10 protein-coding genes are annotated in these 13,053 nt (G+C 57.0%); 8 read left to right on the top strand and 2 right to left on the bottom strand.

Annotated elements, in window-relative coordinates:
* Nucleotides 1–69 precede the first annotated feature (69 nt).
* The 6 genes from B060_RS0118505 (at nucleotide 70) to B060_RS0118475 (ending at nucleotide 9,488) form a co-directional block, all read left to right on the top strand.
* Complete coding sequence (locus B060_RS0118505) at nucleotides 70–735, top strand: Shedu anti-phage system protein SduA domain-containing protein (protein ID WP_018083294.1); 666 nt, start codon at nucleotides 70–72, stop codon at nucleotides 733–735.
* A gap of 171 nt (nucleotides 736–906) precedes the next feature.
* Nucleotides 907–1,749, top strand: coding sequence for a hypothetical protein (locus B060_RS26260; RefSeq protein WP_035423388.1), 843 nt, complete (start codon nucleotides 907–909; stop codon nucleotides 1,747–1,749).
* 1,515 nt (nucleotides 1,750–3,264) lie between these two features.
* Nucleotides 3,265–4,578: a TROVE domain-containing protein gene (locus tag B060_RS0118490; protein WP_018083291.1), complete on the top strand. Its 1,314-nt coding sequence runs from the start codon at nucleotides 3,265–3,267 to the stop codon at nucleotides 4,576–4,578.
* 3 nt (nucleotides 4,579–4,581) lie between these two features.
* A complete protein-coding gene (locus tag B060_RS0118485; RefSeq protein ID WP_018083290.1) occupies nucleotides 4,582–4,812 on the top strand; it encodes a hypothetical protein in 231 nt (76 codons plus the stop codon).
* Between the two features lie 48 nt (nucleotides 4,813–4,860).
* Complete coding sequence (locus B060_RS0118480; protein ID WP_081606928.1) at nucleotides 4,861–7,080, top strand: RNA ligase; 2,220 nt, start codon at nucleotides 4,861–4,863, stop codon at nucleotides 7,078–7,080.
* A 383-nt stretch (nucleotides 7,081–7,463) separates the two neighbouring features.
* Complete coding sequence (locus tag B060_RS0118475; RefSeq protein ID WP_018083288.1) at nucleotides 7,464–9,488, top strand: AAA family ATPase; 2,025 nt, start codon at nucleotides 7,464–7,466, stop codon at nucleotides 9,486–9,488.
* A gap of 73 nt (nucleotides 9,489–9,561) precedes the next feature.
* On the opposite strand, the gene B060_RS0118470 is transcribed toward B060_RS0118475, so the two are convergent.
* Nucleotides 9,562–10,461 (bottom strand): HEPN domain-containing protein, encoded by a 900-nt coding sequence (locus tag B060_RS0118470; RefSeq protein ID WP_018083287.1) that lies wholly within the window; start codon nucleotides 10,459–10,461, stop codon nucleotides 9,562–9,564.
* A 269-nt stretch (nucleotides 10,462–10,730) separates the two neighbouring features.
* Here B060_RS0118470 and B060_RS0118465 point away from each other — a divergent pair, with 269 nt between their 5' ends.
* Complete coding sequence (locus tag B060_RS0118465; RefSeq protein ID WP_018083286.1) at nucleotides 10,731–11,042, top strand: DUF736 domain-containing protein; 312 nt, start codon at nucleotides 10,731–10,733, stop codon at nucleotides 11,040–11,042.
* Between the two features lie 378 nt (nucleotides 11,043–11,420).
* Here the strand turns inward: B060_RS0118465 and B060_RS0118460 are convergent, their stop codons facing one another.
* The gene (locus B060_RS0118460; RefSeq protein WP_018083285.1) at nucleotides 11,421–11,693 is read right to left on the bottom strand and encodes a hypothetical protein; all 273 of its coding nucleotides are present in this window, start codon (nucleotides 11,691–11,693) and stop codon (nucleotides 11,421–11,423) included.
* A gap of 227 nt (nucleotides 11,694–11,920) precedes the next feature.
* Between B060_RS0118460 and mobQ the strand changes: the two genes are divergently transcribed.
* Nucleotides 11,921–13,053 (top strand): MobQ family relaxase (mobQ, locus tag B060_RS0118455; RefSeq protein WP_018083284.1); only part of this gene is annotated, 1,133 nt, incomplete at its 3' end.

Genomic DNA, 13,053 nt, shown 5'->3' with positions numbered 1-13,053 from the left:
TAATGATCTGAAAACAATCCGACCGCGATTCAGATCGCGCTGACGATCGACTTAACAATCGGAGATGATGTGGCGAGATTTGAAATAAAGCCGGCCCGGTGGACCGAGGAAGATGAACGCAGGGCCGCCGCTGAGTTTCCAGGCTCATGTTATGGTAACATCAACAATCTGAACAAGGACCATTTCCGTGACTTCCAAATGGCGCTTGAAGACGGAAATGAGGAAAGTATCCATCGAGCAATAGAAGCGAACCCCTATCTGCTCCAGTATGTGATTCCCGAGTCCGGTCACCACGGTACATGGGCCTATCCCAAGCGGACGATCCGCACCTCTTCTGTGGACGGTCGGCCGGGCCTCATACCTGACTTCCTGGTGGCGAACCGCAATTCCTTAGGTTTGTATTGGTGGATCGTCGAGCTGAAGCGGCCTGACGTGCAGTTTTCAAACGCCCGGGGCGACGGATATTCGACTGACGGACATAAAGCCATTGCACAATGCGCCGGTTACTACGCGCATTTCCTGAACTATATCGAGACGGTGCGATCAAATACTGGGCTGACCCATTTAGCGTCACCAAAGGGCATCATTCTCGTCATCGGCAATTCCCAGACGGAGACCGAGGCGCAACAGAGATGCCGCGCCGAATTTGAGGGCTTGGGAGACAAGGTTCGAGTGGCAACCTACGATCGAATACTTCAGGGGGCGACTCGTGATCGCAAAGATTGGTTCGTTTGATATTGTCAATCCGGCGCAGAGACTGGCTCGGGCGCTAAGACCTTAAGCGCCTGCGTGACATTTGAAAACGTTATACCACTTAGCTCGGTGGATATCTCATCTGACTGTTCGATGTATCTGATGACACAGCCGTAGGATGTGTTGCTAGCCCAGAATGCGAAGGAGGGCACGGTGTATAATCTAGTGGTAATGGGCGGTGGCTGGCAGCCGCATCGGAGCAGCTTCACGCGTTCCAGGATATTCGAATACACGGAAGATCATATAGCAGCAGACCATACAGCTGCGCATGGTCCCAATTTTAATAAATTGATGCAGTATCCCGCCTTGTTCATGTCTGAGGAGGGATCAGGGGACAATCTCGCGAGGGTTGGCCAGATCACACGGGTATCGGCCTCGAGTGGTGGCGACATCATACTCGAATATAGTTTTGACACGAATATTCCGCCGGTTCCCGTCCCTTGGATCGGCACGATTGCCGGTGAACTTCAGATGGCGGACTTTGAATTCAACCGCACCCATTGGGCCCTAAAGGATGTCGATATTTATCGAGTCTTTCTAAGGGCGCTGACACCTCTGCGCAATAGGCCCACGGTGTTTACGGTTAGCGAGGCGACAGCGATCGACGCAAGTCAAATGTCTGCAATGATGCCTTTTGACGCTGGGTTCACCCCGGTCTATGAGGCGATACAACGCGCAGGAGCCAGCGTGGGTATGACTGTGAACCGCGCAGACGATATTTGGATCCATCATCAGATCATGCAGGACATCGTGAGTTTGATTGATCGGTCTCGCATCATCGTTGCCGACTGCACAGGTAAGAACCCAAATGTCTTCTACGAGGTGGGGATTGCGCACGCGCTTGGCCGTGAAGTGATCCTCATCACGCAGCACATAGATTATGTGCCCTTCGATTTACGCCACCTGCGAGTCATCACTTATTACCCTAACGCAGAAGGGTTACAGGCCTTGGAAATGGCGATCCGTGATCGTTCGCGGACGCTACTGAGTATTTAAGTCGAGGGGCGAGCATCCATGTTGGTCGCCGACGTTGCCCCGTTCTTTGATCCGTTCAGTTAGAGAAAAAAGTGAGTCGCCAATAACCCCTTACAGGCCGTTTGGTTATTACCTCGACAGATGGCCGCGTTGGGCGCCAAGCCGACAAGGGAGGAGGCGAGCTATTTACTCGCCATCTTTCGAAGCTTCAGAATCGTCGCGCTCGCTTTCAACAGCCTCGATGCCATGGCGCGCTGGTGAGTCCATAACTACGCCCACGCCAAGCAGAACCGACGCAAATGCTATACCACCCTTAACGGAACGGCCAATAGAGCGGCCAAACGTGGCAGCAAGAACGGCTATTAAAATGAAAAGTAATATATAGATGAGTGTCCGCATCAGCGAAACATAAGTGCTGAGACGGCGCCCACAAGCTTCGACGCCATGTTAGCGCCCCCTTGTGGCATTAAAACCGCACCAAAAGAAGTTTACATGCCCACCGGATATGGGCGCAGTCGATGGAGTTTTTCACACCTGCAGCTAGCTGATGTCTGCTTATGGTCGCGAGATCTACCTCCACGAACAATCTATTTCCTGATTGGGCGCGCAGGAGCCACCACTATGATATTGTTGCATTTGAAACACTATTCGCTGTGCACGAACTCAAAGGGCACTTTACCTGTTGCGGTATGCAACATTTGCCCGTAATGGCTGCTTTGTCAGAGTGGTGTAGAAAGCGATTCCTTCGTTAATCTGTAGGTTGCCGGTTCGAAGCCGGCCCCGGGCAACCGGGTAGCTCAATTGGATAGAGCAACAGAATAGGCGCTTTCGTCTGTTCCCTCTGACAACTGCGGCCAGTGGCGCAGACAACAGCTTCATCGCTCATAACGAGGTTGTCGCCGGTTCGAATCCGGTCGTGAAGGTTCCTTCGCGTAGCTCAGGGGTAGAGCACCTGCTGTTGTCGTTTTTTCCCTGGCCGTCTCAGAGTTGGTTTTCCGTGGTGTAGAGTTCGGTTTCTTCGCTGCCACCTCGGGAAATGGTGAGCCCTGGATGACGGTTTTTCCGTCAAGCCAGCGTGGCCCGGATACGGCAATATCCGGCGGAAGCACCTCCCACCGGATTCGCTTGTTCCCGGAAAGCCGATTCTGAATCATTTTTGTTGCATTACGCAACAAGTTGCGTTAGTAACTGCCTCGTCGCTTAAACAGGCCTGCAATAGGAACCATTTGAGCGGCACACCGGGTGGCGTAGGGATACGTTTTCATCGATCTGGAGAAGCCGCAAGGCCGGGGTTCGACTCCCCAACCCAAACCCGGTTCGCTGGGGGAGGGGCTGACGATCCCGTCCGTACCCCCGGAACGTAATCAGTAGCAGCAAGGTGCGTTCTAGCCTTGCTACGCACTAAACACCCATCTCGCAGCGTCCGCCAATTGTATGGCCTGCCGCCGCCTCAGCCCATTACACGCGCAAATGCCATCGGACACGGTGTCCGGTGAAGGCCGCTTTGCGCCTCGATGTCCGGAAAAGGAGAGCCCAATGCGGTTCAATATTTTCAAAAAGGTCCCCGGCATCACGCACGAGGGCGCCCCAGCGCGGGAACTGACTGTCGAACAAAAGCTTCGGCGTTCGGTTCTGTCCTGCCTGTTGTGGGAAAACGAATTCTATGAAGACGGTCAGACGATCGCCGATCGCATCCTTGCGCTCGCGGTTGAAGTGCCGTCAGAAATCCTGGCTGCGTTAGCGGTCGAAGCGCGCGAGCTGATGAAGCTGCGGCACGCTCCGCTGATGCTGCTGTGCGCGCTGATCGCCAAGGGCGGCCCCATGGTCGCACCGACGATTGAGCGTGTGATCCAGCGGGCCGACGAAATGACCGAGCTTGTGACGCTGTACTGGCGTAACGGCAAACGTCCGTTGTCGAAGCAGATGAAGCTGGGCCTTGCGCGCGCCTTCGTCAAATTCGACGCTTACCAACTGGCCAAGTACGACCGCGACGGAGACGTCAAACTGCGCGACGTCTTGTTCCTGTGTCACGCCAAACCCAGGGATACGGCCCAGGCCGAGATCTGGAAGCAACTGGTCGATAAGACGCTTGCCTCTCCCGACACGTGGGAGGTGGCGCTGTCGGGCGGGGCGGACAAGGCCGCGACCTTTACGCGCCTGCTGGGCGAGCGAAAGCTCGGCTATCTGGCACTGTTGCGTAACCTGCGGAACATGGATCAGGCCGGCGTTGACGAAGCGCTGGTCAAGGATGCAATCCTTGCGCGTCGTGGTGCCGAGCGTGTGTTGCCGTTCCGGTATGTGGCGGCAGCGCGGGCGGCCCCCCGGTTCGAACCGTGGCTCGATCAGGCCCTGGCCGAGACCATCTTGGAACAACCCGTTCTTAAGGGGCGGACTCTGATCCTGGTCGACGTATCACCGTCGATGAATGTGCGTCTATCGGCGAAATCCGACCTGACGCGCATGGATGCGGCGGCGACGCTGGCGTCCATCATCCCTGGCGACGTGCGGGTCTTCAGCTTCTCCAACGAAGTGATTGAAGTGCCGCCGCGTCGGGGGATGGCCGGGATCGATGCGATCATAAGGTCGCAACCGTCCAACGGCACCTTGCTCGGTAAGGCGGTGACGCATGTGAACGCGATCAAACATGATCGCCTCATCGTGATCACCGACGAACAAAGCCAGGACGTCGTGCCTGATCCTGTGGCCGCCAAGGCCTACATGATCAACGTCGCTTCCGCCCGCCATGGCGTCGGCTACGGGACATGGACGCACATCGACGGTTTTTCCGAAAATGTGCTGACCTTCCTACGTGAGCAGGAAACCTTCCAGCTTAACGTCAGCGAGGCCTGAACCATGACGGCGGAGGAACTGAGGCAGGCGGCTATCTTTCTTTTCGGTGAACGCGGCTGGATGTCGCGTTTGTCGGAAGCCTTGGGGGTAGATCGCTCCTCAGTTTCTCGCTGGTTCGCGGGGCTGCCGGTTCCAGGACCGGCGGCCGCCGCCGTCAGAGCCTGGCTAAAATTGTATGAAATTACCGGCGAAATGCCATATGAGATTAAAGGCCTGATCGATCCTAAGGAATAGGGGCGGCAGTCGAATCTCTTAGCGCCGCCGCTTCCTAAAGTTGTTCAAATGAGACATCTGGTCATTATGCGTGGCGCGCAAGGCGCCGGAAAATCCACCTTTATCGCGGAAGCGGGGCTTGAGCCTTACGCCTTATCGCCCGACGCCCTGCGGGTGCAGATGGGGGGCGTCATCATGCTGCCCGACGGGCGTATCAGCATTAATCCCAACAATGACCGAAAGGTATGGGAGGAGGTCGAGCGCCTGCTGGAACAGAAGATGTCGCGGGGCGAATTCATCCTGTTCGACGCCACCTTCCAGTCGCAGCGCGATTTCAAGATGCCTATGGCACTGGCGTCGAAATACGCCTACCGCGTGACGTGCCTCGACTTTTCAGGGGTGTCGCCTGAGACAGCCAAAGCACGTAACCTGATGCGTCCTCAATGGAAGCAGGTGCCGGAGTCGGTGATCGATCGGGCTTATGAGCGGTTCGCGTCGAGTCCCTTGCCAAAAGGCCTGAAGGTTTTGCGTCCGGAAGACTTGGGCGACGGTGGGCTTCTGTCTGCGCTCACCGACCCCGTACGTGATCTTAATGCCTATGCACGCGTCCATCACATTGGCGATCTGCAAGGCTGTTACGCGCCGGTGGCTGAGTATTTTCAGGGCGGGTTCAAGGACGATGAGTTCTACATCTTCGTCGGTGACTTCCTCGATCGCGGTATCGAAAACGACAAGGTCATCCGCTTTGTCGTCGACGAACTGCTGCCACGTGAGAACGTTGCACTGATTTACGGCAACCATGAGTGCCATATTCATCGCTTCGGTAACGGGCAGCCACCGGTGTCGAAGGAGTTCGAACACAACACGCTTCCGCAATTGTTGGCCGCCAACTTCACCGTGGGTGAGGCCAAGCGTCTAGTAGCGCGGCTGAAGGACGTTTTCGTTTACGAATATGGGCCGCATCGCGTTCTGGTCACCCATGCGGGCTTGTCTCGTGTGGCCGAAGACCTGTTGCTGATCCCATCGCTCCAGATGTGGAAAGGTACGGGACGCTATGAAGATCCGGTCGATGCCACCTTTGCAGGTACGATGGCCGGAACGAACTGGCTGCAAGTGCACGGCCACCGCAACAGCGCGAAGCTGCCGATCCAGGCGTCCGCCAACAGCTTCAACCTCGAATCCGAGGTCGAGTTCGGCGGCTGCCTGAGCGTAATGGTGCTGGATGGTGCGGGCGGGTTCGAAACCATACGCGTGGTCAACGCGATCCACCGTAAGGAGAAGCCATCGGCCTTTGCGCCTGATCCTCGCAGCCTGATCTCCGAAGGAGCGCTGGCTGCTTTGAAAGGCCACAAGCATGTTGCGGAAAAGCGTTTCGCACGTTTCCCCGGCCTCGCATCGTACAACTTCACGCGCGGTGCGTTTGAGAAGGGTGCGTGGGACGCCACGACCTTGTCCGCGCGCGGGCTGTTTGTGGCTGACGACCGCCGGATCGTGGCGCGCGCCTATGACAAGTTCTTCAACCTTGAAGAACGGGCGGAAACCCAGATGCGCAATCTTGAGCGCAGCCTGAGCTTTCCATTGCGCCTTTTCGTCAAGGAGAACGGCTTTCTCGGTATTCTCGGCTTCGATGCCGGTGCGGACGAGCTGTTCTTCGCGTCGAAATCGACACCGGAGTCCGAGTTCGCGGGCTGGTTCCGTGACATCGTCACCATGCAGGTTGGTGAGGGCGGACTGGCAGGGTTGAAGGCGCGTCTGCGCGACGAAAATTTGGGCCTTGTGTTTGAGGTCAATGACCCAGTCAACGACCCGCACATGATCGAATATACGGAGCGCCATGTCGTACTACTCGATGCGATTCACCGGACTGAGACATTCGCTCGTCTTGGCTATGCGGATTTGCAGGCCTTGGCGGCGGAATTCAGTCTTGGTGTAAAGCAGGATGGACTCCGCTTTGACGACTTCGGTGCGTTTAAAGTGTGGTTCGCCAGCGTTAATGCAGCGGGCCGGGATTACACCTTCAACGGACGGCATATCGAAGGTTTTGTAATCGAAGATGCGGCGGGCTTCATGTTCAAGATCAAGCTACCCTATTATGCGTTCTGGAAATCCATGCGTGGCCAGAAGGAGCGCATTCTGGCTGCGCATCAGTCGGGACGACCTTACGACCGTTCTAAGGCTGGCCAATGGGGAAGTGATGCCCTGGCTTTTGTCGAATGGGCAGAACGCCTCAACGATGAAGATCTGACGCGGGACATCATTACCTTGCGTAGCCGTTTTATGATGAGGTGATAAAGTAGTTCGGCGGGGCAACCTGCCGGGCTACTAACCTATCAAACGCTCAGATCTTTGACTTCTGGCTCAAAGGAACCGAGCGGCCGAAATAAGGCTGAGCATACAGAACGCGACCTGGAAGCCTATTCTGCACAGCGCCTGTGGCGCGGTTGTCACGGTTGGCAAGTATACAGCTCGGCTGTCTTGCGCATCGTTTCAATTTTAACTATAGCGCTCACTCTGCCGCGTCATATGCGGCCAAATGGAGAGTATGGATTGTTGGGATCGAAGAACAGCCGGGGCCTTAAGCCCGCCGCGATCCTGCCTTTCGTCTAAGCGCCTTTGGGCGCTGCGGCGGGGCGGGAACGCTCCGGACCGCGCACTGGTTCCTGAATAATAAAATGGAACATCGCGAGATGCGCTCTTGGAAGCGCGTCCGCCAAATAGACGAAGACAAAACAATGAACGAACAATTTATTGTCCGCAGCTTAGCGCTCCGGATTGCGCGCGATATCGTGCCAAACTCAGCGACTGCTGAGCGATTGATAGCTTGGGGCACTGAGAATGCTGCCTGGCTTTTCGCAGGGGCATGGCCTACGAACGAAAAACCTGACTGGGCACATTTTCTGGCTTATTTGCAAAGTCCCTTAGAGGCAGAAGATCAACGCCCGCAAGTCCTCGACTTGGCGGATGAACTGGGACGCTTGCTGCAATTAGTGGCATTTGATGCGCGTCTGCTCACCCTGATGATTGCGTGTGATCGTCTTCCAAGAGTTGCCGATCTGCTCAATATCGTCGCCGAGCAAATTCGAGACTTACCCGCCGTTCTAGGCGAAATCGCCGGTGCAGATCCTGTGGAGGCCGGGCCGCGCGTTCGTCGCAGCGACGTTTTGAAGCTTGGCCTGATGACTTTTGGCATTAGGTCACGTCACGATAATCCCGTGGAAATTCGCTGGCCGTTATCGCGTATTCTTGATCGTGAACCCGCTCCCGATCGTTTGGCGGAAGCCTTGGCGGGTCGTCGTCAGGTCGCAAACCTGGAACTCGCGGATTTTGCCCACGTTCAAGATGCAAGCTTCCTTGTCCGTCTCCTGGAGGGGGCGGTGCGCGAGCAAGCACATGGCGTCAACATCCTCATCCATGGACCCGCCGGAACAGGCAAGACAGAATTGGCACGGTCTCTGGCCGCCGCCGCTGGCTGCGCGTTGCATGGGATCGGAGAGGCAGATGAAGACGGCGAGGAGCCAACGCGGAATGACCGCGTCCTGGCGCTTCTGCTCGCGCAGCGCGTGATGGGGGATCGCAGCGGCGCCATTCTCCTGTTCGACGAGATGGAGGATTTGATCGGCGGGGCACAACGCTCCGACGGTGATTGGTTCTCGAAGCGTGAAGGCAGCAAGGTATTCGTCAATCGTCTTCTGGAAACCAATGCGGCGCCAGTCATCTGGGTGACGAATGCCATTGGCAATGTTGACGATGCCATCCTGCGGCGGATGAGCTTCGTCCTTAAGCTCGACCTACCGCCACGGCGCGTCGCCCATCGCATTCTTAAGCGCATCATAAATGATGAAACGGGTGAGCCAGGTGACGCCATCGGCAAGCTTATCGATCAGGCGCCGGAAACGGCAAGCGTGCTGCGTGTCGCGACGCGGGCAGCGCGGCTGGCGGGAGAGGCTGACTGCGGCGCGCGCGCTGCAACATCTCTGGTGCGAGCATTGCGTGGCGGAGAGTTGCCGCTGGAGGGGTTTGGCGCGCTAGACCTTCAGCTCTATGAGACCGATCGGCCCCTTGATGCCCTTTTCGGATCTATCCGTGACCTGGGCATGGCCGATGTGTCCTTGCTCCTGACCGGACCGCCTGGAACAGGGAAGACTGCCCTGGCGCACCATTTAGCGCGTATTCTCGACCGGCCGCTGCTCGTCCGTCGGGCATCTGACCTTTTATCAAAATGGGTTGGCGAAACCGAACAAAATATTGCCGGTGCTTTCGAGGACGCGCGCCGGCAGGAGGGCGTTTTGCTGTTCGATGAGGCAGATTCCTTGCTATTTGACCGGACAAATTCCCGCACGTCCTGGGAAGTTGGCCAGGTCAACGAGATGTTGACCTGGCTAGACCGCCACCCATTTCCCGTGATTGCCGCAACCAACTATCGGCATCGACTTGATCCGGCCAGCTTGCGACGGTTCGTCTTCAAGCTGGATCTTGCGCCATTGGGGCCAGAACGTCTGGTGCGCGCCTTTGAGGAGTTTTTCGGTATGACGGCGCCGAAAGAACTTGAAGGCTTACGGAACCTGACTCCGGGTGATTTTGCCGTGGTGGCGCGCCAACTGCGTTATTTGCCACCGCAAAATGCGCTGGCGATACTTGAGTACCTTCGCCAAGAAAGCCTGCTCAAACCGGATGTGGGTGTGAAGATTGGCTTCTGACTTGCCCAATCGAGCCATTTTGATTTCGGAGGCACCACAGGTGCGTCTCAGGCGATATGAATGGACGACAGAATTATTTCGCGACGTGCGCTTCGCAAATTTGCTTTGTCTTCTCCGTCAGCAGGCCAACCCGCTCTTGCAGCCATTCCAGTTCTTCAGCCGTAATTTCATATTCCGCTGAATAACGCGCTTCTACATAGGCCCGTTGCAACTTCGAGAAACAGCGCCGCGCGAACTTACTGTCGTCTGGCCAGACGTCCCGTAGCCCTGCGTTGAGGCCCTCAGCTTGCGATCGCAGAAAGCTGAGTCGGTGCGATTTCGGGCTATAAAGCGTCAAAGTGAGAAGTAGAGAGTGGTACAGGGCCTCGGCCGCCTGATGTAGATGGAATGCAGTCATTTTGAGATTTCCGCGTTCTAAATAGAACACTGTCCCGGCGAGAAACTCTAGCGCACGGGGCATCCATTGATCGTAATAGCCCTTCGCCTCAACCTTGACCTCATCCGCCAATAGCGGTTTTGCCTTCGCCAGCGGATGCCCCTCGGCCTCAAACAGCATGATACCGTCGCGTGCGATGTCGCTAAAGAAGGGCCGCCCACGCGCCAGTTGGTCGTTCACATCCTGGAGGCTGTGCACGATAAAACTGACCGGCGTCTTTAGCTCATGGGTGAGGGTGTATTCGCGCACGAAGGTGTCGTCCGCCACCGACCAGTATTCCTGCAAATCGGTGAGCTCATGGCCACTGACCACGATCAGGATGTCGTAGTCTGAGCGATAGCCCGATAGGCGGTCTTCAATCCAGTCGCCGCGTGCGTAGGACCCGAACAGGATTACCTTGAGGATGCGGCCGGCCTTGCGCTTATCAGACATCTTCGTCTTTGTGGCATCTCCAAAGGCGTCGAACAACACCTTCACCACGTGCTCAAGCTCGCGGCGTTTGATGTCCGGAAGATGGTCAAGAGCGTCTGGCGACATGAAGATTCCCGCAGTGTCCTACCGGTATAGTTCGCCCGGACTCGGTCCGCAATACCTGCAAGGTTCCCTCTGAAGCAGAAGCCGCCTGAAGCGACCTCATTCATGCAGCTTTGGACATAAGCCGGACCATCCGGCAACGCCGGGCTCGCGCCCGACGTCCTCCACTGCGTTTCAGCCCCTGCGGGGTGCAGGAGGTCCGGCCTCACGTCCATGGGCGCGGCATCGAGGTCGCGATTGGCGCGATCCGATTTTCAGAAAGGCACCTTCTCATGGCTATCATCGGCACCTTTACGGCTTCGGGCCAAAACTTCACGGGTAAGATCAACACGCTCAAACTGGATGTCGACATCCATATCGTGGCCACCGAGACCCCGTCAGAAAACAGCCCCGACTTTCGGCTGTTGGTAGGGGATGTTGAGGTCGGCGCCGGCTGGAAGCGAACAGGACGCGACAGCGGCCGTGAATACCTTTCCGTAAAGTTCGACGATCCGACGTTCCCCCATCCGGTCTATGCCAGCCTGGTTGCCAGTGATGCGCCCGAGGTCTTTCATCTGCTCTGGAGCCGCCCCTCGGGGAACTGAGTTTTGCGTCAGGTCTCGTCGGTCATCGGCGAGGCCTTTTTTCATCCATCACGCCGACCATCTTATGCCGGATCAAACATCCCTTTGAACTCCGCGCAATCGCAAAAACGAAGCTTCCTGGCGCCCCTCGGCCTTTGAGCAATCAGGGAACAGAAATTGGAAATCCTGGCGCGGATTGTGCGTCTCGTCTGGTATCAAAAGCGGTCGGCCGATATGCTGCGTTGAATATGACAATCTGCTGTCCTCGCTGCCGTGGGCGGGGGAGATGTTCTGCCAAACGACGGGGGCTGAACCAGGCGATTTTTGCGTATTTCTATCAACCAAAAACTCGAGTCTTGAGGCCGATATAGCCTAACGTTGTCGGCGCTCGTAGCCACTCTATTTGGCTGCCTTATCTGAGCCGATTAGATCATCGAATAGCGCCTTGTCGGTCTCGCGTGTGAGAAACCCCGGTAGTTCGCGTTTGATGAAGTCTCGCAGATAGTCGGCACTGGCCGCGTTGCCGTCCTCAATACGGTGTAAAACCAGTGCGCCCAGCAGTACCTTACGGCGGGTGTCCCTGGCCCGTTCGTCTTTGGTAAGCCTGGCCTGCAAAGTCTTACGCTGGGCATCCAGTTGCGCCAGCCGTTCTTCGATGGATTTACGCGCCATTGTGCCACCCCTGTAACAACTCCACGATGCTCTATTTTGCCAGACTCGACTCTTGATTGCAAGTGCTTTTATGGTACTCTGAGACCGTGTTTGTGGTGTGCATGGTGCCTGACAAACGTGCAGCACACCTGAGCAATCGTAGCGTAGCGGAGATTTTGAAGGGCGCACTTACGAGTTGCTGTGCAACTCAGATGCGCGCCGGCACGGGCCGGCGAAGGGATAGGTCAATGGCGATTTATCATCTGAGTATGAAAACCGTCTCCCGTGCATCGGGTCGCTCGGCCGTGGGCGCGGCCGCCTATCGTTCCGGCACCCGCCTGACCAATGAGCGCGATGGTGTGATCCACGACTACACCCGTAAGGGCGGCATTGAGAATTCTGAGATCGTCTTGCCGGAAGGCAGCACCGCCGAATGGGCGCGCGACCGGGAGACGTTATGGAATGCCGCTGAGTTTGCCGAGAAACGCAAAGACGCCCGCGTCGCCCGAGAAATCGAAGTCGCCTTGCCGCATGAACTGACGGGGGAACAGAGACTCGAGCTGGTGCGTGAGTTCTCTCAAGGCCTGGCCGATCGCTATGGCGTGGCGGTGGACTTCGCCCTGCACACACCCGATCAGGATATGGATATCCGCAACCACCATGCGCACATCCTGTTCACGACCCGTCAGGTGACCGAGGACGGGCTTGGCGACAAGGCCGACCTTGAACGCGAAAACAAATGGCTGAAGGCGCGTGAACTGCCGACGACCGACGAGCAGCTAAAGGCCCTGCGTGTCGAGTGGGAAGAAACGGCTAATCTTCACCTGGCCCGCGCCGGTCATGACATCCGCATTGATCACCGCTCGCACCAGGACCGGGGGCTGGAGATCGAGCCGACCCAGCACGTCGGGGTTCATGCCACACAGATGGACCGACACGGCAAGGAGGTGGAACGCGAACGGTTGGCCGAGGATGCGAGGGTTAGAAACGCCGAACTGATCCGCGAAAACCCCGACCAGGTGCTGACGCTGATCACCGGTGAGAAGAGCGTGTTCGATCGTCGCGATGTCGCCCGCACGCTGCACAGGTACATCAATGACGACCCGTCTGAGTACCAGGCTCTCTATTCAAAAGTCATGGCGTCAGACGAACTGGTGCGGATCTCTGACGGACCTGACGGCATTCGCTATTCGACGAAGGAAATGATCGACCTGGAAACTGGCATGGCACGCGACGTCTCGGCCATGTCCGGACGTTCCAGTCATGGTGTCAAGGATAGGCATGTCGATCGCGCCATTGACCGGCAGGGCGATGCGATACGGCGTGGCGTCGCTGCCGGCTTGCCGGATGACCTGGCCGCCGATCAGCGCGCGCGCCTGAT

It is taken from the genome of Asticcacaulis benevestitus DSM 16100 = ATCC BAA-896 (assembly GCF_000376105.1).
Classification (GTDB): Bacteria; Pseudomonadota; Alphaproteobacteria; order Caulobacterales; family Caulobacteraceae; genus Asticcacaulis; species Asticcacaulis benevestitus.
The sequence above is the reverse complement of the archived record's forward strand: the minus strand, read 5'-3'. Positions and strand labels throughout refer to the sequence as shown.

Coding starts and splice junctions, on each gene's coding strand:
- B060_RS0118490 (WP_018083291.1), top strand. CDS start 3,265: ATGCGGTTCAATATTTTCAAAAAGGTCCCCGGCATCACGCACGAGGGC.
- B060_RS0118485 (WP_018083290.1), top strand. CDS start 4,582: ATGACGGCGGAGGAACTGAGGCAGGCGGCTATCTTTCTTTTCGGTGAA.
- B060_RS0118480 (WP_081606928.1), top strand. CDS start 4,861: ATGAGACATCTGGTCATTATGCGTGGCGCGCAAGGCGCCGGAAAATCC.
- B060_RS0118475 (WP_018083288.1), top strand. CDS start 7,464: ATGGAACATCGCGAGATGCGCTCTTGGAAGCGCGTCCGCCAAATAGAC.
- B060_RS0118470 (WP_018083287.1), bottom strand. CDS start 10,461: ATGTCGCCAGACGCTCTTGACCATCTTCCGGACATCAAACGCCGCGAG.
- B060_RS0118465 (WP_018083286.1), top strand. CDS start 10,731: ATGGCTATCATCGGCACCTTTACGGCTTCGGGCCAAAACTTCACGGGT.
- B060_RS0118460 (WP_018083285.1), bottom strand. CDS start 11,693: ATGGCGCGTAAATCCATCGAAGAACGGCTGGCGCAACTGGATGCCCAG.